A 23,681-nucleotide genomic window follows, 5' to 3' on the forward strand; every position below is an offset into this window, starting at 1 on the left:
GTCAAGCTCGGCCAGGTATCTGGTGGCTGATACCGTACAAGGCAATTTCCTGCTCCAGATCGCTACTGGAGTTGCGTAGTGTTCGGACAGAGTCAACGATGTCGGATGCTGTGACACCGATGGGACCGCCGAGCTTGCTGGTCATAGCCTCTCCAGCGGCACCGTGCAGCCATACAGCGCCGCAAACAGCCGTCGCCACGTCATAACCTTGTGCCAGCAGACTGGCTATCAGGCCTGTCAGGACATCGCCCGTGCCGGCTGTGGCAAGCGCAACATTGCCGGTAGGATTGATATAGAGTCTGCCATCCGGAGATGCAATCAGAGTACGGTGGCCTTTGAGCACCACCCATGCCCGATACTGGCCGGAAATCCGGAGGGCAGCCGATAGTCTCCTGGCCTGTACCTCATCGGTTGTGGTGTGTAACAGTCGCGCGGCTTCGGCCGGGTGAGGGGTAAGGACGATATTGTCGTCGGACCAGTCTGGCTCGACCGTTGCATTGGCGAGTGCGTTCAGTGCGTCAGCATCAATGACTGTCGGCGTTGCCGCGCGCACGTGCAACAATTCCCTGAATAAACTGACTGAGTCCGCAGAGGATCCCATCCCGCATCCGACCCCCATGCATTGATTTGACGTGCGTTGGCGAGCATCTCCCGCGCGGGCCGGATCATCAACTCTGGCTGGACATAGTCAACCACGACATCAGGCCGATGCTGGGCAAGACTGACATAAACCCTTCCGGCACCTGCCTTGAGTGCACTACGGCCAGCGAGCAGGGCTGCGCCTGTCATGCCCGGCGCACCACCCAGGATACCGACCGAGCCGAAAGTGCCTTTGTGTCCTTCTGGATCACGGCCGGTGAGGATGTTGCAGAACAGTTGCGGTGTGATGAGTACAGGCTCAGACGTCTGAGCCTGGCGTGGCTGAAGCGGCTGATTGCTGTTGGCTGATTGGTCGGGGTCGATTGAACGCTTGGACATGATCTCAGGCAAAATGATGGGCGAAGCAGCCTGAATCAGGCAATCATCTAAAGGAGCAAAACTCGTGACACAGATCAAGACAGTAGGCGTAGTTGGTGTAGGCGCCATGGGTAAAGGCATTGTACAGATTGCGGCACAGGCCGGGTTCGATGTCATGATGTTTGACCAGCGCACCGAAGCGGTACAAGCCGCCAAGGTGGATATCGCCAAGGTCTGGGATAGTCTGGTTGCCAAAGGCCGAATGACCGAGAGCGCAGCAAGGGAATCTGTCGAGAACCTTCACGTTGCGCAAAGCCTGTCCGAACTTGCCAGATGCGACGTGGTGGTTGAGGCGATCATTGAACGCCTCGATATCAAGCAATCACTGTTTAAGGAGCTTGAAGGGGTTGTGAGCGAGTCATGCGTTCTTGTGACTAACACATCGTCCTTGTCGGTGACTGCCATTGCGTCGGGTTGTACACATCCACAGCGTGTTGCCGGATTCCATTTTTTCAACCCCGTCCCGCTCATGAAGCTCGTGGAAGTGATCGACGGGACCCGCGGAGATCCAGCTGTCGGTGATGTGTTGATGGAATTCGCTCGACAGATGGGACACACGCCTGTGCGCTGCAAGGATATGCCCGGTTTCATTGTCAATCATGCCGGACGAGGGCTTGGTACGGAAGGGTTCCGTGTGGTCCAGGAACAAGTGACTGACTACGAAACAGTTGACAGGGTCATGCGAGAACAGTGTGGATTTCGCATGGGACCATTTGAACTGATGGATCTCACCGGACTGGATGTTTCGCACTTTGTGATGGAGTCAATCTACCAGCAGTTTTACGATGAAACCCGCTTCAGACCATCACCGCTGGGCGCCGTGCGGGTTGCTGCAGGACTTTACGGACGCAAGAGTGGTGGCGGGTTCTATCAGTATGCCAATGGAAAAAAGCTTGAATCCGAGCTGGATCCAGTGCCGGCATTTGATTCTCTACCCAGTGTCTGGGTCAGCCCGGAGCATCCGCACGGGCACTCGATCGCGACGGCCTGGCTCAGGCAGCTCGGTGCTGCTATCCAGACGGGGAATCATCCTGACAAGGACAGTCTGATTGTCGTGACACCGTACGGTGAGGATGTGGCGACAGCGATTGCAGAGCAAAGTCTGGATCCAGAGAGAACCATCGGTCTCGATACTTTTGGTGCAATGTCTCCTCAGCGGCACCGCACCTTGATGGTGGCCATGACCACCTCGCCACACTGGCGTGATGTGGCGCACGCGATTTTTTCGATGGATCAGGTTCAAGTCAGCATCATCCAGGATTCACCAGGTTTCATTGGTCAGCGCATCCAGGCCATGATCGTCAACATCGCATGTGAGATTGCACAGCAGGGTATTGCGACGCCTGCCGATATCGATCGGGCGGTCAAGCTAGGTCTGAATTACCCGGCGGGCCCGCTCAGTCTTGGCGACAGTCTGGGCACTTCAAGGGTTCTGGAGATTCTGGAGAACATGCAAACTGTTACCGGTGATATGCGTTACCGGCCCAGTCTCTGGTTGAGACGCAGGGTTTTGCTGGAGCGTTCTTTGCTGGAGAGCCCAGCGACGGTCTGAGATCTCTCCTTATCGGGATGGGGAGCAATCCTCACGGACTGCACCCCTCCCGCACCGCAGATCCGCACTGGGTGGTTGAAATGGTTGGTTAGACTGTCAGGGCTTGTGTTACTCCCGACTCGGACACTTTTTCGTTTCGATGACCAGAGGGCTTGCCTCCCTGTCCTTCAGACCTTCACCACAAATTTCAGCATCTGCGGCCCAGCTTGTGATGATGTTCTCTGCTGACTGCTCGTTCAGGCACAGCCGTTGCCTCTTCAGTCAGAAGGCGAGATCTGCCCGAGTAAGAAACACATATCTTCATCACATAACCGCCGCATCTACGCCACCTCGCAGTGGTGGTCACGAAATCTTCGCGGTTCCTGGCCTGATCGCCCGAATACAGTTGCACTTCACATCGCTCGTTGTGACCAGTTTCTGACGGGACTTTCACCCCTAAGAGTACGCTTATGCTGGTCGCACATCCGAAATAGAAAAAGGAGCAGCATGGCTGCTCCTTTTTCTATTTAAAACAACTCAGGGATGCCACCCTGCTTCACTAGCGATACACGTCTCTTGATCCGTTCAGGTCGTTCAGTGCGAGGCAGAGGTGATTCTGGTGCTGCCTCGCAAGACGATGTTACTGAGACTTGCTGACCATGTACGCAACTGCAGCGCGCAGGTCACCTTCGCTTGCACTGGCCAGGCCACCCTTGGGAGGCATGGCGCCTTTTCCACTAATCACGACCGAGACCATTGCGTCCATGCCGGTTGCAATGTAGGGACCCCAGGCTGCCTTGTCTCCAAGCTTGGGTGCGCCCGCAACACCTGCGGCATGGCAGGCGAAGCAAGCCTGCTTGTAGATTTTCTCACCTAGCGCCAGGTCAGCATCCGCTACCACCGGCGCAGCCGCAGCCGGGGTTGCTGCTGGTGTGGACTCGTCAGAAGCAGGCGATGCTGCGGCCTGGGCAGTTTCCTGGGCAGGAGCCTGAGCCGGAGCCGCATCGGCTGCCGGCTTGGCTTCAGGTGCAGGTGCAGGTGCAGGTGCAGGTTCAGTCGCGGCAGGTTTTTCCTCGCTGGCCGATTCGTCGGAAGCAGCTTCAGCCGGCTCCTGGAAATCACCACCAGCTGCGTTCGCTATGTAGACGACTGCACGGGCAATCTCGAGATCGTCAAGGCTCGGGTTGCCGCCTTTCGGGGGCATTGCACCCTTGCCGTTGGTGACAGCGGTAATCATGGCTTCGAGACCGGTGCTGATTGGACCAGCCCAGGCGGCCTTGTCACCAAACTTCCAGGCGCCCGCGACGCCTGAGGTGTGACAGGCTGCACAGACGGCGTTATAGACCTGTTCGCCAGTCTGCATCACTTTGGGTGCGCTGGCGTCGACCAGCTCGATCCGGGCCACAGGCGCGATCCGCAAGGCGGTTGCCTCGGGTCCCAGGGTATCCGAACCCGCGGCAGTGCGCGTGCCAGAGGTGACCCAGCTCACCAGCAGGAAGATGATGATGATAGGAACGATAAATGCCAGCAATACAGTCACGATCAATTGCTTGGGCGTTTTGATCGGAGACTCGTGCTCTTCTATGTGTTCTTGCTGATGTTCGTGAGATTGACTCATGAGGCAGGCCCTAAGTTGCAATGGCGGAAATCCCGAGAATTATACCGATAATGCGGGCTGTGCCGACAAGCTCAAGCAGGATTGCTCGTTATGGGTATAATTCAGGACTTGGCGCCCGTAGTTCAATGGATAGAATTAGAGTTTCCGAAGCTCTCGATACAGGTTCGATTCCTGTCGGGCGCGCCACTTTCCCCCGCCCCTCCTGCTTTGCGTTGTTTCAATTCTTTCTCCTTCTTCATTTCTTTCCTTCTCCTTCATTTCCTTCGCGTGGCCGTCTTGATTCTGGCAGCGTCGAATGCTGGCTCTGATTTATCGTCTGATTATTCCTGGAGGGCAGTACCCTTTGACAGGCTCAGTCTATGTCAGAACGGTCGGGCAAGTGTCTGGAAACAGATGTTGATACGTGATTCGATGTGCAATCATCCAGTGTGTCGGGCCGGTCTGGCGTGCATTTCAAAAGTATTCAATCAGTTCTGAGAACGCTGTGCAATCCGGACCGTCAGGCCTGACCATGACGGATGGAGATGTCAGGGCCAGCCGTCGGCACGGTCATCTACATGGGTGCCTTGAGTGCCGCGTGAAACTGCCGGACGTATTCTTCAAACGAGACAGAGCGATCGGCCTCGAACTCGTCTTGCGCCTGAACAGACGCGAGCCGCATCTGTTCAGCCTGCTTGCGCTCTGCCTCCGTGAGACCTGCACGCTTGAAATGTAGTGTGTACTCGCGCGAGGTTTCAAGACCGAATGCGTGAAACGAACTGTGAGTCTCTTTGAGTGTTTCCAGCACCCGCGCTGAAGGTGTCAGCGAAATATCCAGAACCTTGGCGTGCTGGTAATCCAGCGCTTCAAGATACAGGGGATCCCCGGTCTGTTCTGACAGTAGGGTGGCGCATGCCCGGATGCCCTCAAATATCTGCTCCGCCCAGCCACTAAGTGTGATGGGAATGCCACCTTGCCGAAGCTCAAGCCCCGGTTTTCTGCCTTCCTTGACGACCGTGCTGAAGTTTTCTGCACTTTCCTGGCAGAATCCGTCCTCGCCAAAGTCCGGGCTGCTCTGTAATGCACAAAACAACAGAAAGGCGTCCATGAAGCGAGCCGTGTGTGCGCTGATGCCTGCTGGCTCGAATGGATCGATGTCCAGGCACCGGACTTCGATGTACTGAATCCCACGCTCTGATAGCGCGGTGATGGGTCTTTCTCCACGTCCGGTTGTCCGTTTGGGTCGGATCGTCGAGTAATACTCGTTTTCGATTTGCAACAGGTTGCAGTTGAGCTGGATCCACTCTCCGTTCTGGTGGGTCCCCATGGTTTGGTACTCTGGCCATGGCGTGGCCACAGCCTCGTACATGCGCTGCAAGAAGGTTGGCAGGTCGTTGTAGCAGGGCTTGAGTGTGGACTGCGCCTTGTTCTGATAACCCAGGTCACTCATTCGCAGACTGGTTGCCCAGGGCAGATAGAGCGTATCGGAATCCAGTTCTTGCAGACTCGTCTGTTTGCCTCTTACAAACTGTTTGTTCAGCACTGGTGATGCGCCAAAGAGGTACATCAACAACCAGCTATGACGCACGAAATTCCGGATGAGACTGACATACCCTGCTGAGGCGCGAGTCTGGGCAGATTCGCCTTCCAGATCAAGATGCTCCCAGAAATCCGGATCAAATGAAAAGTTGTAGTGAATGCCGGCAATGCACTGCATGGTTTTGCCGTAGCGGTGGGCGAGCCCCCGGCGGTAGACGTGCTTGAGCATGCCGGTGTTGGATTCACCGTACCAGGCGATCGGGATGTCCTCCTCGGAAGGAAGGATGGCTGGCATCGAATGGTTCCACAGTAACTCGTCACCGAGTCCGTCAGCCGTCAGGCGATGAACCCACTCGACCGCTTGCAGCAGGCTGTCGACAGAGGAGTGCGTCGACGTGATCAGCTCCAGCAGCGACTCTGCGTAATCAGTGGTAATGTGGGGGTGCGTCAATGCGCTGCCCAGCGCAACCGGGTGCGGTGTCATGGCCAGATGGCCAGTCGGGCTGGTGCGCAGCCCCTCTTTTTCAAGACCGCGCAGGCACCGGGACAGAAGCCCGGGCGACTGCTCTATGGCTGCTAGGCGTTTTTGTAGCTTCGTAAGCAAGCGGTTTTCCTGTTAAGTCATTAAAATTTTCACAAGGTCGGCTCCTGCTGGAGACTCGACTCGTCTTGTCCGCGGTTGCGGTTCGATTGTACGTGAGTCCCTGACTTGTGGGATGCACAAAATATTGAGGGTCAGGTTCAGATGTTTTTGGCTACCATGAAATCCTGTCGTGTATGGGGGCGCACCCTGATTCTGCTTGCGGCAGTGGCTCTCGCCGGCTGCTATCCGGAGTACAACTGGCGCGAAATTCCCGTCGCAGACGGACTGGCTGTTGCTGCGTTTCCTGCCAAGGTGAACGGACAATCCAGAACGATCACGCTGGCCGGAGTCGATATGGAATTCACCGTTGAAAGCGCGTGGGTGGACAGCAGCATTTTTGCCTTGGGGTACGCCCGCCTGCCAGCGGATCTGAGCCCTGGGACCCGCGCGGCGATCCGCCTCGAAATGACGGAATCGCTGTTTCGCAGTCTTGGAGAACAGCCCGGCAAACAAGCGCTCAAGGGTGAGACGTTTGTCGTTGTGTCGCAGCAGTCAGCCAGTCCTTTGCGAGTGGTGGGAAGAATAGTTGAGCATCGGGATATCATCGTTCGCATGATGGCTTCAGGGCCCGAACAGGAGCTGTCCGAGCAGATCGGTCGGGAGTTCACTGGGTCTCTTTCTCTACGATAGACGGGTCGAGCAGTCCAAGTTTCCAGGCTTGCGCGATGCATGCCTGACGCCCATAAACATTGAGTTTGCGGCTTGCGTTGCGCAAATGAAAGTTGACAGTGCTTTCGCTGAGTCCAAGTATCGTACCGATCTCCCAGCTCGTTTTTCCTTGGGACACCCATGCCAGACATTGCAGCTCTCGTCTGGATAGAGGTGCTTTGGTCATGTTGGTCTTTCTCCTGAAGTTGAGTTGAACACGTAAGTCGTGCAGCGATTGCTGTTGCCCGGTGTTGCCGGCTGGCATGTCCGGGAAGCAGGCGTAATCCGGATGCTGCATTAATTTTAGTGTGACATATTCGCAAGACAGTCATGGCTCAATGCGTGACGGTCTACGTCATGCTCTGCCTTTCTGGCAGTCTGGGAGGCTATGCTGATGATGGTTCGTACGATACCTGTGACGCGCTTGCAGAGTGTCTGCTGTCCGCATGCGGGGCCTGGATGGTAAACTGGGCAGACAATTTTCGAATGGCGCCGATTTGCTTGATCCGCTTGCGGGCGCCTCACAAATCCAGCTAAAGAGGTCCGTCTATATGACAGAACCACTCTCGCCACAATTGCAGTCGAGTCAGCCAGAACGCATATCCGTTCAGACACTTGAAACCGCCATCCCAGGTTCAGTCGGAATCGTCCGAACCGAGTACTTTCACTTTGAGGAGCCACTGCCGCTAGACAGTGGCCAGTCCCTGAGTGATTACACGCTGGCTGTGCAGACCTACGGCACGCTGAACGCAGACCGGTCAAACGCTGTTTTGATCTGCCATGCACTGAACGCCTCTCACCACGTTGCGGGCTACAGTGAGGATGATCCTGATCAGCTTGGCTGGTGGGACAACATGGTTGGCCCTGGAAAGCCGGTGGACACCAATATTTATTTCGTGATCGGTGTGAACAACCTCGGGTCCTGCTTCGGATCGACCGGGCCAGCCTCGATTCGTCCTGAAACCGGCAAGCCCTGGGGGGCTGCGTTTCCCGTGCTGACCGTCGAGGACTGGGTCCGTGCGCAGTCCCGCCTGGCGGACCGACTCGGAATCGAGCGGTTCGCTGCTGTGATGGGCGGCTCGCTAGGCGGGATGCAAGCTTTGAGTTGGTCCATCACCTGTCCGGACAGACTCGCGCATTGCATTGTCATTGCCAGTACTCCAAAGCTGTCTGCACAGAACATCGGTTTTAACGAGGTTGCCCGCCGAGCCATCATCACTGATCCGGAGTTTCATGAGGGGGACTATTACGCGCATGGTGTCGTCCCCAAGCGTGGGTTGACCGTTGCGAGAATGATTGGTCACATTACATACTTGTCGGACGACGACATGGCCCAGAAGTTCGGGAGGACACGTCGCGAGCCTGCTGAAAACGGCGCTTATCGTTATGACTATGGCGTCGAGTTCGAAGTGGAGTCCTATTTGCGCTATCAGGGGGAGAAGTTCTCCCGGTATTTTGATGCCAACACGTATCTTCTCATCACCAGGACGCTTGACTACTTTGATCCCGCGAGAAATACAGGAGGGGATCTGACGCGGTCACTCTCTGCTGCAACAGCGGACTTTCTACTTGTGTCCTTCACGACAGACTGGCGCTTTCCCCCTTCGCGTTCGCGGGAGATCGTTCAGGCTTTGCTGAACAACGAGCGACCTGTGACCTATGCGGAGATTGATGCCCCGCACGGGCACGACGCGTTTCTGCTCACTGATCCGAGATACCACGGTGTCGTGCGGGCGTACTTCGAGCGTATCGACAAGGCGCTAAAGCTTTCCCGGACTGGAGGCCATCATGAATAACCGCCTTCGCCCCGACTTGTTGAGAATTGCCCAGTGGGTTGATCCGGGTTCGCGCGCGCTGGATCTTGGGTGTGGGGATGGCGCGCTTCTCGAACATCTGAAGCTCACACGCAATGTGACTGGCGTCGGTGTGGAGATCGATGATGATCGGGTGCTGGCCAGCACCCAGCGCGGCGTGGATGTGCTTCAGCAGAACCTTGAGGAAGGTCTTGCTCTGTTTTCTGATCAATGCTTTGACACGGTGGTGCTGTCCCAGACCCTTCAGTCGATGCACAAGACTGAGCATATTCTGCTCGAAATGGCCCGGGTTGCGCGCTACGGTATCGTTTCGTTCCCAAATTTCGGGTATTTTCCGCACGGCATTTCTCTGCTGCGCGGGCGTATGCCCGTCACTGGACAGATGCCATACGCCTGGTACAACACGCCCAACATTCATTTGTGCACAATCAAGGACTTCGAGGATCTCGCCACAAAACTGGGGCTGCAGATTCTGGAGCGAGCGACCTACGGTCCCAAATCTGAAGTGAAGTGGCTCGCCGGATGGCGCGCGACGCTAGCCCTGTACCGGTTTACTTCAAAGTCTTTCACCTAGACGAGGTCTGATGTCCATTCCGCTGAGTATCTATGTCGGCAGACGGGTCTCTCCTCTGTTGTTTTTAGGGTTTGCAAGTGGATTGCCACTGGCCCTGACCGGTGGAACGCTGCAAGCCTGGGCGACAGTCGAAAGCGTTTCTCTTCAGGAAATCGGCTTTCTGACGCTAGTAGGAACGGCTTACACGCTGAAGTTCATCTGGGCACCTCTGATCGACCGATACTCCCCTGGGTTTCTGGGGCGCAGACGGGGGTGGATGCTCATCACGCAGGTGCTGCTGGCGCTCGGACTGCTTGTGATGGGGCAGATTTCACCGGCGACCTCGCTGGGTGCGATTGCAGTGATGGCGGTGCTGGTGGCGTTTCTGTCCGCGACCCAGGATATTGCGTTCGACGCCTATCGGACAGACGTGCTGGCCACTTATGAACGCGGGGCGGGGGCGGCACTTTCGGTGCTTGGATACCGTCTGGCAATGCTGGTCTCTGGTGGCTTTGCGCTGGTCGTTGCTGATCAGTGGCTAGGCTGGTCGAGTATGTATTCCCTGATGGGCGGTCTGATGTTGCTGACTGCACTCGCAACGTTGTGGGCGCCTGAACCATCTAATCCGGGGCAGGCCCCTCGTTCGCTGGAGGAGGCTGTAACAGCGCCGCTGGGGGAGTTTTTTCGCAGACCAGAGGCTTGGGCACTGCTGCTGATGATTGTTCTTTACAAGCTCGGAGATGCCTTTGCAGGTGCGTTGTCGACAACGTTCCTGATTCGGGGAGCCGGGTTCAGTCCGACCGAGGTCGGTACGGTCAACAAGATACTTGGATTGAGTGCGACTATTCTAGGTGCGCTTTTTGGTGGAGCCTTGATGGCTCGTCTGGGCTTGTTCAGGTCGTTGCTGTTTTTCGGGGGGCTACAGGCTGTCTCAAATCTCGGCTACTGGGTCATCGCCGTGGGACCGCACAACGTATGGCTGATGGCAGCCGGTGTCGCGCTTGAGAACTTGTGTGGCGGAATGGGGACTGCTGCCTTTGTTGCTTTGTTGATGGGGCTGTGCAAGCAGGAGTTTTCTGCGACGCAATTTGCTCTTCTCTCAGCACTCTCAGCGGTCGGTCGTACTTATCTTGCAGGCCCGCTCACACCACCACTGGTTGAGAAGCTGGACTGGCCCGGATTTTTTCTCGTGACCGTGCTGATCGCGCTGCCCGGAATCTGGTTGTTGTGGATCCGGCGGGCAGATATCGAGCGAATCGATATGCAAGGTATGCAAGAGGATCGAGCTAACTGACGATTGACAACCGGCGACTGTCGAGTCTGTCGCCAAGTGGAACAGCCCTGATCCTTCAGGCCTTGCCTGCGGGAATTGTGATGAGAAGTCATCCACGATCTTCTACCCGCATTTTCAGTCATTTTTGATCAGCTGCGTTTCGCTCTGACGATCAGAACATCGCAGCGCAGCAGTGTCAGCAATTGCTCTGCAATACTGCCCATCGCAGTTTTGAGAATCCCTGTCGCGCCATGCGTGCCCAGCACCACCAGTTCGATGTGATGTTCCTGAACAAAACGGGGAATCGTCTGTCCGGGAGCGCCAAATTCGACAACCGTCGCAGGCAGTTTTTGTGGGTCAAGTCCCTCTGTCTGCTTCACAAAGTCCTCTGCCTCCTTTTGCAGATGACGGGTTCGTTCATCGATCGTCGCCTGGTCAAGATCGCGCACACCAGCCACTTCGTCAAAGCTGTGGAACACCGTCATCATCTCGAATGGAATCAGTGTGGCTGCGGTCTGCAGTGCGTGGCGTGAGCTGCCTGAGAAGTCGGTTCCGGAAAGCACGTGATGATAGGTTGCGTCCGGGCGGTTTCTCACAACCAGAAGAGGAGTCTCTGCTTCACGTGCCACGCGTTCTACGGTGCTGCCGAGCATGATTCGGCCAAGGGACTCATCTCTGGCTGTGCCTGAGACAATCATCGAGCAGTGATGACTCTGTGTGACATCCTTGATCACATCAATGGGATAGCCAATCTCGACCAGAACCTCGAGTTCGACATCAGCACCTTTGAGGTCGTCGGCCAGCCTTTGCTGAGCCACTTCCTGATGCTGTTTGTGTACCGTCGCCCAGGACGGAAGAATGAGCCGACTCAGAAACGAGGGCTCAATGACGTGAAGAGCAATCAGCTTCACGTTGTGATGTCTGGCCAGACTGACTGCCCGATCCAGAGCGCGGTCACAGCGTGGACTGAGATCGGTGATCAGAAGGATCGGACCGCTAGCGGTAGTAGATTGCGAAGCCATGGAGTCTCCGGTGCAGGCTGATGTCAAAGGGATAATCATAGTCCAGCAGCATGCTGGACAAGTACTGTGCAGATCTGTCTGGTTTCAGCTGTAATACGCCAGGTCAGATCACTGGCAATTGCCAATCGTAGTCAATGGTCAGGGGAGCGTGATCCGAGAATCTTTCGTCCTTGTAGATCTTTGGGTTGGAGGCCTTTCCTGCGATGCCTGGTGTTGCGATCTGATAGTCAATGCGCCAGCCCACGTTTTTGGCCCAGGCCTGCCCTCTGTTGCTCCACCAGGTGTACTGATCCTCGCCTGGTTCAAGCTTGCGGAACACGTCGACCAGGCCGATCTCTTCGAAGATCCGGTCAAGCCATGCGCGCTCCTCTGGCAGAAACCCGGAGTTCTTGCGGTTGCCACGCCAGTTCTTGAGGTCGATCTCCTTGTGCGCAATGTTCCAGTCACCACACACAATCAATTCCTGCCCGCTTTCGCGGTGCTCCTTCATGCGGTCTTCCAGCCATGGAAGAAAGGCATCCAGGAATCGCATCTTGACCGCCTGTCGTTCATCTCCGCTGGAGCCTGAAGGCAGATACGCGCTAGCGATGGTGAGTCCAGGCCAGCGGGCGACGATCAACCTTCCTTCGTGGTCGAACTCGGGAATACCGATGCCGGGGTGTACCTGTTCGGCTTGTGCATTCAGGTAAAGTCCGACGCCGCTGTAGCCCTTCTTCTGTGCGAAGTGAAAGTGCCCGGTGTAAGGGGCAGGGTCGGTGAGAGACTCATCCAGATCCTGTGCGTGTGCCTTGAGTTCCTGCAGGCAGACCACGTCTGCCCGGTTGATGGCAAGCCAGTCTGCCAGCCCTTTGCGAAAGGCGCTGCGCAGGCCATTAACGTTTATTGAAGTCACACGAAGCACAGAATTCCCCTTGAGTGAGATAATGACAGCTGATCCAACAATTCACGCTCCAAGTGTCAAATGCCTAACAATCCACCATCGTATGACCGGGAAACTTTTGTGCGCTTCGCGCTGCAAGAAGGTGTGCTCAAGTTCGGCCGGTTTCTGACCAAGTCTGGTCGATACAGTCCATACTTCTTCAATGCCGGATTGTTCAACACGGGAGCCAGTGTCGGACGATTGGGGCAATTTTACGCACATGCCCTGATCGAGTCTGGTTTGCCCTTTGATATGCTGTTTGGCCCAGCCTACAAAGGAATACCGCTGGCGACGGCTACTGCCATGGCGCTGGCGCAAGTTGCGCAGGCAAACGTCGGTTCCGTGCCGTTTGCCTTCAACCGCAAAGAAGCCAAAGATCACGGTGAAGGCGGCTTGCTGGTTGGTGCGCCGCTACAAGGTCGTGTCGTCATTGTCGATGACGTCATCACGGCCGGCACTTCGGTGCGCGAGTCGGTCGATATCATTCGTGCGCAGGGAGCTGAGCCGGCTGGTGTGTTGATTGCGCTCGACCGGATGGAACGCGCAGGGCCTGATGGCGACCTGACACCCGGATCCGCCGTGCAGGATGTCGAGCAAAGGTATGGCCTGCCTGTCATCGCCATCGCGGACCTCACCGACATCCTGACCTTGCTTGCAACCGATCCGACCTTTGCCGAGCACGAGCAGGCGGTGCTGACGTATCGCGACCGGTACGGTATTAAAGACAGCCGTTCGTTCTGAAAACAGACATGCCCGCAGGGAGTTCTCCGTGCGGGCATGTTTCAGGCGGGTGCCGGGGGACTGATTCCTGTGTCAGCAGTTACTGGATCGTCATCCGTCGAGGCGTTGTTTGAGTAGTTCGTTGACCTGCGCGGGGTTGGCTTTACCTTTGGCGAGCTTCATGACCTGGCCAACCAGCGAGTTGAAGGCTTTCTGCTTTCCAGCGCGATACTCCTCGACGATGGCGGCATGGTTTGCAATGACTTCATCGACCATTGCTCCGATCGCTGCGGTGTCGCTGATCTGCTTGAGTCCTTTTTTCTCGATGATGCTATCGGCGTTCGCTGAGTCGCCGTCCTGCCACATGTCGGCAAACACCTCTCTGGCAATCTTGTTCGAGATGGTTCCATCGGCAATCCGTACGAGAAGTCCTGCCAGCGTGCCGGGGGAAACCGGACAACTCGCCAGCTCCATCTCGTCCCTGTTCAGTGCAGCCGCGACCTCGCCCATGAGCCAGTTGGCGGCAAGTTTTGCCTGACCGTCGGGAAGCCCTTTGACCAGCTCTTCAAAGTATCGGGCCGTATCCAGGTCCTGGCATATCTGCTGCGCATCCGCATGGGACAGACCGTAATCTGCTGTCAGCCGGTTCAGCATCTGCTGTGGTAACTCGGGCATCTCGGTGCGAACACGGTCGACCCATTCCTGTGTGATCACCAGCGGGGGTAGATCCGGATCAGGGAAATACCGGTAGTCATGTGCATCTTCCTTGCTACGCATGCTACGAGTCTCGTCCCGGTCGGCATCGTACAAACGCGTTTCCTGGATGATTGTGCCGCCACTTTCAAGGACGTCAATCTGACGCTCCACCTCGTACAGAATGGCACGTTCGAGGAAACGGAAAGAGTTGACGTTCTTGGTTTCCGTGCGGGTGCCAAACTCCTTCTGTCCTTCTGGACGTACGGATACATTGGCATCGATCCGGAATGAGCCTTCCTGCATATTGCCATCGCAGATCCCTAGCCAGACGACCAGTCCGTGAAGGGCTTTTGCGTATGCGACGGCTTCAGCGGCTGATCGCATGTTGGGTTCGGAAACGATCTCAAGCAGAGGGGTGCCTGCACGATTCAGGTCTATGCCCGAGCAGGCCAGGCCCGCAGGGTCGGTGAAATTCTCGTGAATAGATTTGCCCGCATCTTCTTCCAGGTGCGCGCGAGTGAGTTCGAACTGTCGTGGCTCACCATCGACCACGCAATGTATCACCCCTGCGCTCACGACAGGGATCTCGTACTGGCTGATCTGGTAGTTCTTGGGCAGATCCGGGTAGAAGTAGTTCTTGCGCGCAAAGATCGATCGCGGTGCGATGTCAGCCTGAACCGCCAGTCCCAGACGAATGGCACACTCGACTGCCGACCGGTTCAGTACGGGCAATGAACCCGGTAATGCCATGTCGACTTCGTTTGCCTGGGTGTTTGGGGCTGCACCATAGCGGGTCGAACTGCGCGAAAAAATCTTGCTTTGAGTGGCTAGCTGGACGTGCGTTTCCAGGCCGATGACAACTTCCCATTTCATTGGCTGACTCCCGGGCGACGCTGATGCCAGTCTGTGTGTTGCTGAAACTGCGTTGCCACAGCAAGCAACCTGCCTTCATCAAAATAATGACCGATCAGCTGCAGACCTACCGGCAGATCCTGGCCCCGATGGCCTTTTGCAAAGCCGCAGGGAATCGACATGGCAGGCAGTCCAGCGAGGTTCACGCCGAGGGTGTAGATGTCCCCAAGCCATTCGGCGGTCGGGTCTGATGTCTGGCTGCCAATGGCCGGCGCGACGGTCGGGCTTACAGGCCCCAGAATAAGATCACACTGCTCGGTGAGGGCCTGATTGAAGTCCTGGGCAATCATCCTGCGTAGCTTCTGCGCCTGCAGGTAGTAGGCGTCGTAGTAACCGTGAGAGAGAACGTAGGTGCCGATCATGATTCGCTTGCGGACTTCGTCGCCAAACCCTTCGGTCCTGGACCTTGCCTGCATCTGCTCAAGGTCCTTGTAATGCTGGGTTCGGTGCCCGTAGCGTACCGCATCATAGCGAGCCAGGTTGCTGGAGGCCTCGGCTGGGGCGATCACGTAATAGGCAGGAATGCACAGCCGGGTGTTGGGCAGGGAAATGTCGACCCGGGTTGCTCCGAGTCCGACCAGCTGATCAATGCCTTCCTGGACGGCTTGCCCAACGCCAGCGTCGAGTCCGTCGTCGAAATATTCGCGAGGAACTCCGATGCGCAACCCTTTGAGCGGTTGCCGGGGGTCTGCAGAATCGAGCAGACCCTGGTAGTGGGAAAGGATGCGGCCGGGTGCGTTAGCCTGTCCATGACACTTCTGGATCGAGGTTGCATCCCGCTCGTCAAACACGCTTATCGAGTCGAGCAGCAGTGCCAGATCATCCGCGCTGCGCGCGAGCACGCCCGCCTGGTCCAGGCTGGATGCGTAGGCGATCATCCCGAAACGCGAAACCATGCCATAAGTCGGTTTGATTCCGCTGATACCGCACAGGGCTGCCGGCTGTCTGACCGAGCCGCCCGTGTCGGTGCCAGTTGCTGCCATGACAAGCCCTGCCGCAACTGCCGCTGCCGAACCGCCAGAAGAACCGCCTGGAACCACGTCAGGATCCCAGGGATTCAGTACTGGGCCAAACACGCAGTGTTCGTTACCCGATCCCATCGCAAACTCGTCGCAGCTGACTTTGCCGAGGCAGACGGTGCCCACGTTTTTTAGTGAATCGACAACAGTAGCGTTGAACGGACTTGTGTAGTTCTGCAGCATCTTGCTGCCCGCGGTTGTGCGCCAGCCTTGCGTCACGAAGATGTCTTTGTGGGCAAGCGGGACGCCGGCCAGCAGATTGTCAGGGTTGTCGTGCTTGATCTGTTCCGCGGATCGGGCCTGATCAAGCGTCAGATCTGCATTGGTGTCTACGAATGCGTTCAGGGATTGCTGGGATTCGATATCCTGCAAAAGTTGCTGGGCGAGTTCTACGGCACTCAGCTTGCGTGCGGCAAACGCCGCGCCGAGATCCCGGATTCCGGTAAATGAGTTGAGAGCTGTTTTCATCAATTACTCGATAACGCGAGGAACAAGGAACAGACCCTCTTCCTGTGCGGGCGCGTTTGCCATCAGCTGGCGCCTTGCTTCAGTGGAGTTTGTTGGCAGTGCCTCATCTGTTCTCAGCCGCAGTTCGATATCCTGAAGTGCCGATAGCGGGTGTGTCAGGGGCTCTACACCCGTCGTGTCAACCGACTGCAGTGTTTCGATCAGATCGAGCACCTGGTTGAGTTCAGTCTGCATCAGAGTGGACTGTTCTTCGCTCAGTTCGAGACGGGCAAGGCGGGCAATACGCGCCACGTCTTCTGTTGTCAGTGCCATAGGTTCCTGCAAGCTGAGGGGTCCTCTGTGGGATCGGGCCGTTGCACGACCCACAAAAATCCCTGTCGTTGAATTACTTAGAGGCGCAACTAAGTACGCATGCTTGACGAGATTATAAGTTATCATAATCGGCTACTAGTTGGGTTGCCGCATTCCCTGTCTCTGGTAGAGCGCAGGCAGCAGTCTTTATCTTGACAATTGCCTTTTGCTCCCGAGGGTTGCCTACAGTAGCCCATTCTTTTCCCATTTTCTGGCTTTCTTGCATGTTTGGATTCCTTCGTAGCTATTTTTCCAGCGACATGGCGATTGACCTCGGTACGGCCAATACGCTGATCTACGTTCGTGGCAAAGGGATCGTGCTGGACGAGCCATCTGTGGTCGCAATCCGGCACGAAGGTGGTGCAGGTGGACGTCGAATCATTCAGGCTGTCGGACGAGATGCCAAGCAGATGCTTGGTCGTGTCCCTGGCAACATTGAGGCCATTCGTCCCATGAAGGACGGCGTGATTGCCGACTTCACCGTGACCGAACAGATGCTCAAGCAGTTCATCCGCATGGTCCACCCCCGCAACATGCTGGCCCCCAGCCCCCGGATCATCGTTTGTGTGCCGTGTGGTTCGACGCAGGTCGAGCGCCGGGCCATTCGTGAGTCGGCGCTCGGTGCCGGTGCCAGCCAGGTCTACCTGATCGAGGAACCGATGGCGGCTGCCATAGGCGCCGGATTGAATGTTTCCGATGCGAGCGGTTCCATGGTGGTCGACATTGGCGGTGGCACGACCGAAGTGGCAGTCATTTCTCTTGGTGGCATGGTTTACAAGGGTTCTGTCCGAGTCGGTGGTGACAAGTTCGATGAGGCGATTGTGAACTACATTCGCCGGAACTATGGCATGCTTATCGGCGAGCCGACTGCCGAGCTGATCAAAAAGGAAATCGGTTCTGCATTTCCAGGATCCGAAGTCCGGGAGATCGAGGTTAAAGGCCGGAATCTTGCAGAAGGGGTGCCGCGCAGCTTCACAGTCTCCTCAAACGAGATTCTCGAGTCCCTGACCGATCCGCTCAACCAGATCGTTTCGGCTGTCAAGATTGCGCTGGAGAATACGCCTCCGGAACTCGGTGCGGATATCACGGACAAGGGCATAGCGCTCACTGGTGGTGGCGCACTGTTGGCCGATCTGGATCGTCTGCTTCAGGAAGAGACCGGACTACCTGTCGTAGTCGCCGAGGACCCTCTCACATGCGTGGTGCGTGGGTGCGGTGATGCGCTTGAGCATCTGGAGCAGCTTGGCGCCATCTTCATCGACGACTGAACTTTTTGGTCCGGTGTTGCGAAGCCTGGCCCAGCGGTTGAACGCAGGGCTGGCTTGTCATAGGAAAGTCCATGTCAGCTTCAGTCAATCTTGAGCTCTTCAGGCGTCGAGTGCCGGCTGAGGTCAAGCTTGTATTTCTGGTGATCCTTTCACTGGTGCTACTTGTCCTGGACGTACACTCACGCTATACAGAACCTGTCAGGCAAGGCCTGAGCGTCGTGATGTATCCGTTTCAGCGGGTTGTGATGCTCCCTCGCGATGCCGTCACTGTTATCCAGGATTACTCCAATGCTGCGGCTCTGCTCAAGCAGGAAAGCGAGGCGCTCCAGCGTCAGCGAATCGAACTCGCGCAGGTGATCGCCAATGCCGCACAGCTGGGAACCGAGAACGCGCAGCTGCGGCGGTTGCTCGGTGTGGTTGAGGGTAAGCCCACACATCCGACTGTCGTGGTGCAGGTGTTGTATGAGCCCGCGACACCGTATCAACGGCGGCTGGTCTTCAACAAGGGCGGCCGGGATGGTATTCAGCCTGGCATGCCGGTCATTGATGAGGGCGGGCTTGTCGGGCAGGTCATCAGAGTGACCCCATTTACGTCCGAGGCCGCGTTGTTGACCGATGAGCAACTCGCGGTACCCGTGCAGGTTCTTAGAAACGGATTGCGCCTGATTGCCTTCGGCTCTCCGGGCAACGGTAAGGTCGAAGTCCGGTACTTTTCATCTGATGCAGACATCAGACAGGGAGATGTACTGGTTACCAGCGGTGTGGGGGGGGCTTTCCCATCGGGTATCTCGGTGGGTACAGTCGAGTCGGTGGAGCGAGACTCGTCATCGGGGTTTGCCAAGGCCGTCGCCCAGCCGACGGCCTATCCAGAGAGATACAGGCATTTTCTGATACTGAAAGTGCCTGGCCTTGAGGAGCTGACTGCGTCTCAACAAGAGACGGAAGATAGCGCCGACCCGACATCTGTGACACCAAACGAGGGTTCATCGAATGCAGTCACGCCAGCGAATTGAACGGTCAGCCGGTCTGCTCAAGACACAAGGTGTCGGCGGCGATGCAATCGGATTGCGTGCAGACGCGAGACTTGTCTGGGGATCGATCGTTCTCGCATTCCTGCTGGCACTCCTGCCGTGGCGGCTGCTTGATATGGCACCTGATTTGCTAATGCTCGTGCTGGCGTTCTGGTCCGTCCACGAGGCCAGACGCGTCGGGATGGTGACTGGATTCATCCTCGGGCTGCTCCTGGATGTACACGACGGAGGTCCGCTTGGCCAGTACGCACTGACTTACGTTCTGGCCTGCTATGGCGGGGTGATTCTGCATCGCCGCCTTCTCAGGTTTGACCTCTGGAGTCAGGCTCTGCACATGATGGTGGTATTTTTTGTGGCAAGAACGCTCACAGTGCTGATATCGGCCTGGCTGACAGGTACCTGGCCAGGCTGGGGATGGGCACTTGGTGTCCTGATCACCAGTGGCTTGTGGGTTCCAATTGGCTGGCTGCTCTTGTTGCCGAGTCATCGCCTGGCTGATGTGAACTCCGAGGTTGGATAATGGTCCTAGTCTGCTATGTTTGATTTCAAGTCGGCAGCACAGCGTGAAAAAGGGCGGTTTCTGTTGCGGGCATGGGTCGCGGCAGCGATTGTGCTGGTTGCGTTTTCCTTGCTCGGCATGCGTTTGTGGGTGCTACAGGTCGAGGAACATGAAGGGCTGCTCCAGCGTGCGGACCGGAACAGGACTGCTGTCGTTCCGATTGCGCCTCGTCGCGGTGAGATTGTCGACCGAAACGGAGAGGTGCTGGCGCGCAACTACCTGAGCTACACCCTTGATGTTGTGCCGGCGGAAGTCGACAGCATCGATCGTTTGCTGCAGGAGCTTTCAAAGGTTGTGACGCTTTCCCCCTCCTCTATCCGGCTATTCAAACGACGAGTTGCTGACTCAGGTCGTTACAACGAAGTGATGCTACGCAATGATCTGACGGATCTTGAAGGCGCTTTTTTTGCGGCACAGGCGTTTCGCTTCCCAGGTGTGAAACTCAAAGCCCGCTGGGTTCGCCAGTATCCGCAAGGTGCGGTGGCTGCACACGTGGTTGGGTATGTTGGACGTATTTCAGAGGCCGATCTGCAGGTGCTCGACGGGCAAGGCGAACTCGGCAACTACCGCGGAACGGACATCATCGGCAAGCAGGGTGTCGAACGAGCCTGGGAGCAGACGCTGCATGGAACGACTGGCATTGAGTCAGTCGAGGTGACCGCACGTGGTGAGCCGATGCGTACCCTGCATCGAATTGACCCGGAGCCAGGAAGTGACCTGGTGCTGTCGCTGGACATGCGTCTGCAGCGAATCGCCGAGGCGACGTTTGTGGGCAAGCGGGGTGCGCTGGTTGCTATTGACCCACAGAACGGACAGATTCTGGCCTACGTTTCACAGCCTTCGTTTGATCCCAACCTTTTTGTCGGGGGAATTGATCATGAGAGCTGGCGTGAGCTCAACGAGTCCGAGGATGTCCCGTTGCTGAACCGCCCGTTGCTTGGTACGTATCCGATTGGCTCGACGTACAAGCCTTTTGTGGCGCTGGCAGCACTTGAGCTTGGCAAGCGTGATGCCAAGACCCGCATCTACGATCCAGGTTATTTCGAAATGGGCAATCAGCGATTCCGCAACGCTGGGTCGGCGGCCTATGGGCATGTCGACATGCACAAGTCGCTGGTTGTTTCGTCCGATACGTACTATTACTCTCTTGCGCCCGAGATCGGTATTGATGCTTTGCATGGGTTCATGAAACCTTTCGGATTCGGGCAGCAGACAGGGATTGATCTGAAGGGAGAGCGCACGGGTGTCCTGCCCTCGACAGACTGGAAGCGTCGAGCGTTCAGAAAACCTGAACAGCAGAGGTGGTTCGGGGGCGAAACGGTTTCTGCCGTGATTGGTCAGGGATATAACGCGTTCACGATCATGCAGCTTGCCCAGGCAACCAGTGTGCTGGCCAATGGTGGACGTTACTACCGTCCACATCTGGTCATGGCCGCCAAAGATCGCCATGGAAACACCCGGCGAATCGAGAGTCTGGAGCCAGAGCATGTGATTGACATCAAGCCCGAGCACATCAAGGTTGTTCATGATGCGTTGATCGATGTGACAAAGAAAGGTACCGCCCGGCGCGCGTTTGCGGGTGCAGCCTACACTGCGGCGGGCAAGACGGGTACCGCCCAGTTGTTCAACCTCAAAGGGACAAAATACCGCCGGGATGATGTGGATGAACGGTTGCGTGACCACGCTCTTTTCATGGGCTTTGCACCTGCAGAGAATCCAACCATCGCGCTGGCCGTCCTGGTCGAGAACGGGGGCTGGGGCAGCGAGACTGCTGCACCGATTGCTCGTACAGTCATGGATGCATGGCTATTGCAAACCGAACCTGATGCGGTGGTGACAGCACCATGATCAGCCTGTTCAATGCGATCATGCGTGTCTTTAAGGCCATTGACTGGCCGTTGATGCTCATGCTGATACTGTTGTCCTCGATCGGTCTGCTTATCATGCATTCAGCGGTGGGTGGCACCGACTGGCGATATGCTGATCAAAGCCGGTATTTTGTGTACGCACTGATCGTGATGTGGGGCGTTGCCCTGTTGCCACCAGGCTGGCTGGCGAAACTGTCGCCCGCAGCGTACGCTTTGGGGCTTGTCTTGCTAGTCGGAGTCGAGTTTTTTGGAGAAACCAGCAAAGGTGCGACTCGCTGGCTGGATCTCGGATTTGTCAGACTCCAACCATCGGAGCTCATGAAGATAGCGCTACCGATGGCGCTTGCGTGGTATTTCCAGAAGCGTGACGGAAAAATTGCCTGGTACGATTTTGTTGTCGTGATGATCGCGATCCTCGTTCCCTTTGTGCTGATTGTCAAACAGCCGGATCTTGGAACAGCCTTGCTAGTGATGTTGTCCGGATTCTTTGTGATGTACTTTGCAGGGTTGAGCTTCAAACTGCTGGTGCCAGTCGCGATGGCCGGTGTCATCGGTATCGGGTCTGTCATCACCTATCAGGATGTGCTGTGCGCACCCGAGACTGACTGGGTGGTACTGCATGAATACCAGAAGGGTCGGGTTTGTACTCTGCTTGATCCGACTCGGGATCCACTGGGTAAAGGTTTCCACACCATTCAGTCCACAATTGCAGTCGGCTCAGGCGGCTTTTATGGACGAGGTTACATGAATGGGACCCAGGCTCAGCTCGACTTTATTCCGGAGCGCACCACTGATTTCATCTTTGCGGTGTTTGCGGAAGAATTCGGATTGTTTGGTGCAGTCTCGCTGCTGTTTCTCTTCATGTTGCTGATCGCGCGAGGGCTATATATCGCAACCAAAGCCAAGGAAACTTATGGGAGATTGCTTGCTGGCAGTCTCTCGATGATTGTATTTATTTACGTTTTTGTGAATGTCGGAATGGTCATCGGCATACTGCCTGTCGTCGGTGTGCCACTGCCTCTTTTCAGCTACGGAGGTACGGCACTACTGACGATGGCCGTTGCGCTTGGATTGCTGATGGGAATTAGCGGTGAACAATCGTTAAAAACTAAGAGAAATGGCAAGTCTGGGTGATGCCTTCAATCAGTGGCCGGATGGCTGCTGGAATGCCGTATCGCCCGAGCTCCTCGAGTTTCACCCATTGCTCGCGATCAGTATTCGTGAGGGCAGGGAGAGCGGCGTCGTCTGGCAAGCTGGCACGCCAAGGTCTGATCACCATCCGGAAATGAGTCAGTTCATGGGAGAACGCGGCCATCGGCTCGAGCCTTGGGACGATCTTGTCTGCCAGCGTGGTTAACACTTTTTTCAGGTCCGGTTCGGTCGGTGCGTCAGGCAGACTCCACAGGTTCGCCCAGATGCCCTTGTCTGGCCGGCGATGCAGATAGACAGCGTTCTGCCATGTCATCAGTAGAACGTGTACATCTTTCTCGTGACGGATTTTGCGTTTTTTCGGAGTTGGCAGTGAGTCCGTTCGACCCGTGGCGACTGCCGTACAGTCAGTTCTCAAGGGACAGCTCTGACAGTCCGGGCGGCTTCGTGTGCAGACGGTGGCACCCAGATCCATCAGGCCCTGCGTGTAGCGGCGCATTCCGTCGGGTTGTGTCTCGATGAAGGACGAACTCGGCAGAGCCAGTTCTGCAAGCGCCCAAAGTTCGAGCAACGTCTGGCGGCTGCCAGGGTCGCCTTCGATCCCGAAAAATCGACAGAATACACGCCGGACGTTGCCATCCAGTATGGCCGCTCGTTCTCCGTAGCAAAAGGCTGCTATCGCTGCAGCCGTGGAGCGTCCAATGCCCGGTAGTGTTTCCAGTGAGCGACTGTCAGGCGGAAATGATCCCTGCCAGTCTTGTTCAATCCGCTTTGCACATGCGTGCAGGTTTTTCGCACGACTGTAATAGCCAAGACCTGCCCAAAGCGCCATCACTTCGTCGAGTGATCCATGTGCAAGACTGATGACGTCCGGGAACCGCTCCAGAAACCTCTGATAGTAAGGAATCACCGTCGCCACCTGAGTTTGCTGCAGCATGATTTCTGACAGCCAGATGCGATACGGATCAGCGGTGTTCTGCCACGGCAGGTGGTTACGCCCGGCAGATCTTTGCCACCGGATGAGGGTTGGTGCAATCTTCAGGGCTTGATCGTCTCGCGTGGATGATGGCGTCATTTTCATGAT

General features: G+C 56.5%; 22 protein-coding genes, 1 tRNA gene and 1 riboswitch. Of the genes, 12 read left to right on the forward strand and 11 right to left on the reverse strand.

Annotation, left to right across the window (positions count from 1 at the left end; all coding sequences use genetic code 11):
• Position 1 precedes the first annotated feature (1 nt).
• Together DBV39_RS20335 and DBV39_RS20340 are read right to left on the reverse strand one after the other, a co-directional pair.
• Positions 2-619: an NAD(P)H-hydrate dehydratase gene (locus DBV39_RS20335; RefSeq protein ID WP_322348723.1), complete on the reverse strand. Its 618-nt coding sequence runs from the start codon at positions 617-619 to the stop codon at positions 2-4.
• Positions 511-978 carry a carbohydrate kinase family protein gene (locus tag DBV39_RS20340; protein WP_265416011.1) on the reverse strand — a complete coding sequence of 156 codons (468 nt, stop codon included), beginning with the start codon at positions 976-978 and terminating at the stop codon, positions 511-513. Before DBV39_RS20340 ends, DBV39_RS20335 begins: the two co-directional genes overlap by 109 nt.
• 64 nt (positions 979-1,042) lie before the next feature.
• Between DBV39_RS20340 and DBV39_RS16475 the strand changes: the two genes are divergently transcribed.
• Positions 1,043-2,569 (forward strand): 3-hydroxyacyl-CoA dehydrogenase, encoded by a 1,527-nt coding sequence (locus tag DBV39_RS16475; RefSeq protein ID WP_108622470.1) that lies wholly within the window; start codon positions 1,043-1,045, stop codon positions 2,567-2,569.
• A gap of 619 nt (positions 2,570-3,188) precedes the next feature.
• Here the strand turns inward: DBV39_RS16475 and DBV39_RS16480 are convergent.
• A complete protein-coding gene (locus tag DBV39_RS16480) occupies positions 3,189-4,166 on the reverse strand; it encodes a c-type cytochrome (protein ID WP_108622471.1) in 978 nt (325 codons plus the stop codon).
• A 111-nt stretch (positions 4,167-4,277) separates the two neighbouring features.
• Between DBV39_RS16480 and DBV39_RS16485 the strand changes: the two genes are divergently transcribed.
• A tRNA-Arg gene (locus DBV39_RS16485) sits at positions 4,278-4,352 on the forward strand.
• Between the two features lie 367 nt (positions 4,353-4,719).
• On the opposite strand, the gene gshA is transcribed toward DBV39_RS16485, so the two are convergent.
• Positions 4,720-6,288, reverse strand: coding sequence for a glutamate--cysteine ligase (gene gshA / locus DBV39_RS16490; protein WP_108622472.1), 1,569 nt, complete (start codon positions 6,286-6,288; stop codon positions 4,720-4,722).
• A 156-nt stretch (positions 6,289-6,444) separates the two neighbouring features.
• On the opposite strand from gshA, the gene DBV39_RS16495 reads away from it, so the two are divergent.
• Positions 6,445-6,957 carry a hypothetical protein gene (locus tag DBV39_RS16495; protein ID WP_159079007.1) on the forward strand — a complete coding sequence of 171 codons (513 nt, stop codon included), beginning with the start codon at positions 6,445-6,447 and terminating at the stop codon, positions 6,955-6,957.
• Here DBV39_RS16495 and DBV39_RS16500 read toward each other — a convergent pair.
• Positions 6,932-7,162: a helix-turn-helix domain-containing protein gene (locus DBV39_RS16500; RefSeq protein ID WP_108623336.1), complete on the reverse strand. Its 231-nt coding sequence runs from the start codon at positions 7,160-7,162 to the stop codon at positions 6,932-6,934. The genes DBV39_RS16495 and DBV39_RS16500 overlap by 26 nt on opposite strands.
• A 292-nt stretch (positions 7,163-7,454) precedes the next feature.
• Positions 7,455-7,533, forward strand: a riboswitch (SAM riboswitch).
• Between DBV39_RS16500 and metX the strand changes: the two genes are divergently transcribed.
• The 3 genes from metX (at position 7,527) to DBV39_RS16515 (ending at position 10,636) form a co-directional block, all read left to right on the forward strand.
• Entirely contained in the window at positions 7,527-8,771 is a 1,245-nt protein-coding gene (metX, locus tag DBV39_RS16505) for a homoserine O-succinyltransferase MetX (protein ID WP_108622474.1), read from the forward strand. Its footprint overlaps the riboswitch before it by 7 nt.
• Positions 8,764-9,363: a methionine biosynthesis protein MetW gene (gene metW, locus DBV39_RS16510; protein ID WP_108622475.1), complete on the forward strand. Its 600-nt coding sequence runs from the start codon at positions 8,764-8,766 to the stop codon at positions 9,361-9,363. The genes metX and metW overlap by 8 nt, the downstream gene beginning before the upstream one ends.
• Before the next feature lie 10 nt (positions 9,364-9,373).
• A complete protein-coding gene (locus DBV39_RS16515; protein WP_108622476.1) occupies positions 9,374-10,636 on the forward strand; it encodes a muropeptide transporter in 1,263 nt (420 codons plus the stop codon).
• A 128-nt stretch (positions 10,637-10,764) separates the two neighbouring features.
• Here DBV39_RS16515 and DBV39_RS16520 read toward each other — a convergent pair whose 3' ends face one another.
• Together DBV39_RS16520 and DBV39_RS16525 are read right to left on the reverse strand one after the other, a co-directional pair.
• A complete protein-coding gene (locus DBV39_RS16520) occupies positions 10,765-11,637 on the reverse strand; it encodes a universal stress protein (RefSeq protein WP_159079008.1) in 873 nt (290 codons plus the stop codon).
• Positions 11,638-11,740: 103 nt separating this feature from the next.
• Positions 11,741-12,538, reverse strand: coding sequence for an exodeoxyribonuclease III (locus DBV39_RS16525; protein WP_108622478.1), 798 nt, complete (start codon positions 12,536-12,538; stop codon positions 11,741-11,743).
• 60 nt (positions 12,539-12,598) lie between these two features.
• Between DBV39_RS16525 and pyrE the strand changes: the two genes are divergently transcribed.
• On the forward strand, positions 12,599-13,297 hold the full coding sequence (gene pyrE / locus DBV39_RS16530; RefSeq protein WP_108622479.1) for an orotate phosphoribosyltransferase: 699 nt from the start codon (positions 12,599-12,601) through the stop codon (positions 13,295-13,297).
• Between the two features lie 90 nt (positions 13,298-13,387).
• Here pyrE and gatB read toward each other — a convergent pair whose 3' ends face one another.
• From gatB to gatC, 3 genes are read right to left on the reverse strand one after another with little or no spacing between them, the layout of a single operon-like run.
• The gene (gene gatB / locus DBV39_RS16535) at positions 13,388-14,845 is read right to left on the reverse strand and encodes an Asp-tRNA(Asn)/Glu-tRNA(Gln) amidotransferase subunit GatB (RefSeq protein ID WP_108622480.1); all 1,458 of its coding nucleotides are present in this window, start codon (positions 14,843-14,845) and stop codon (positions 13,388-13,390) included.
• Positions 14,842-16,374 carry an Asp-tRNA(Asn)/Glu-tRNA(Gln) amidotransferase subunit GatA gene (gene gatA, locus DBV39_RS16540; protein WP_108622481.1) on the reverse strand — a complete coding sequence of 511 codons (1,533 nt, stop codon included), beginning with the start codon at positions 16,372-16,374 and terminating at the stop codon, positions 14,842-14,844. The genes gatB and gatA overlap by 4 nt, the downstream gene beginning before the upstream one ends.
• The gene (gene gatC, locus DBV39_RS16545; RefSeq protein WP_108622482.1) at positions 16,375-16,683 is read right to left on the reverse strand and encodes an Asp-tRNA(Asn)/Glu-tRNA(Gln) amidotransferase subunit GatC; all 309 of its coding nucleotides are present in this window, start codon (positions 16,681-16,683) and stop codon (positions 16,375-16,377) included. It lies immediately after the preceding gene.
• A 263-nt stretch (positions 16,684-16,946) separates the two neighbouring features.
• On the opposite strand from gatC, the gene DBV39_RS16550 reads away from it, so the two are divergent.
• The 5 genes from DBV39_RS16550 (at position 16,947) to rodA (ending at position 22,582) form a co-directional block, all read left to right on the forward strand.
• Positions 16,947-17,990 carry a rod shape-determining protein gene (locus tag DBV39_RS16550; protein ID WP_108622483.1) on the forward strand — a complete coding sequence of 348 codons (1,044 nt, stop codon included), beginning with the start codon at positions 16,947-16,949 and terminating at the stop codon, positions 17,988-17,990.
• 71 nt (positions 17,991-18,061) lie between these two features.
• The gene (gene mreC / locus DBV39_RS16555; protein ID WP_108622484.1) at positions 18,062-19,003 is read left to right on the forward strand and encodes a rod shape-determining protein MreC; all 942 of its coding nucleotides are present in this window, start codon (positions 18,062-18,064) and stop codon (positions 19,001-19,003) included.
• Positions 18,981-19,541 (forward strand): rod shape-determining protein MreD, encoded by a 561-nt coding sequence (gene mreD, locus DBV39_RS16560; RefSeq protein ID WP_108622485.1) that lies wholly within the window; start codon positions 18,981-18,983, stop codon positions 19,539-19,541. The genes mreC and mreD overlap by 23 nt, the downstream gene beginning before the upstream one ends.
• Before the next feature lie 15 nt (positions 19,542-19,556).
• Positions 19,557-21,428, forward strand: a complete 1,872-nt coding sequence (gene mrdA, locus DBV39_RS16565) for a penicillin-binding protein 2 (protein ID WP_108622486.1) — start codon at positions 19,557-19,559, stop codon at positions 21,426-21,428.
• Positions 21,425-22,582 carry a rod shape-determining protein RodA gene (gene rodA, locus DBV39_RS16570; RefSeq protein WP_108622487.1) on the forward strand — a complete coding sequence of 386 codons (1,158 nt, stop codon included), beginning with the start codon at positions 21,425-21,427 and terminating at the stop codon, positions 22,580-22,582. The genes mrdA and rodA overlap by 4 nt, the downstream gene beginning before the upstream one ends.
• Here rodA and mutY read toward each other — a convergent pair.
• Complete coding sequence (gene mutY / locus DBV39_RS16575; RefSeq protein WP_193853078.1) at positions 22,557-23,678, reverse strand: A/G-specific adenine glycosylase; 1,122 nt, start codon at positions 23,676-23,678, stop codon at positions 22,557-22,559. The two genes, rodA and mutY, sit on opposite strands and share 26 nt — an antisense overlap.
• Positions 23,679-23,681: the final 3 nt, after the last annotated feature.

Source organism: Orrella marina (assembly GCF_003058465.1).
In the GTDB taxonomy this organism is placed as follows: Bacteria; Pseudomonadota; Gammaproteobacteria; order Burkholderiales; family Burkholderiaceae_B; genus Algicoccus; species Algicoccus marinus.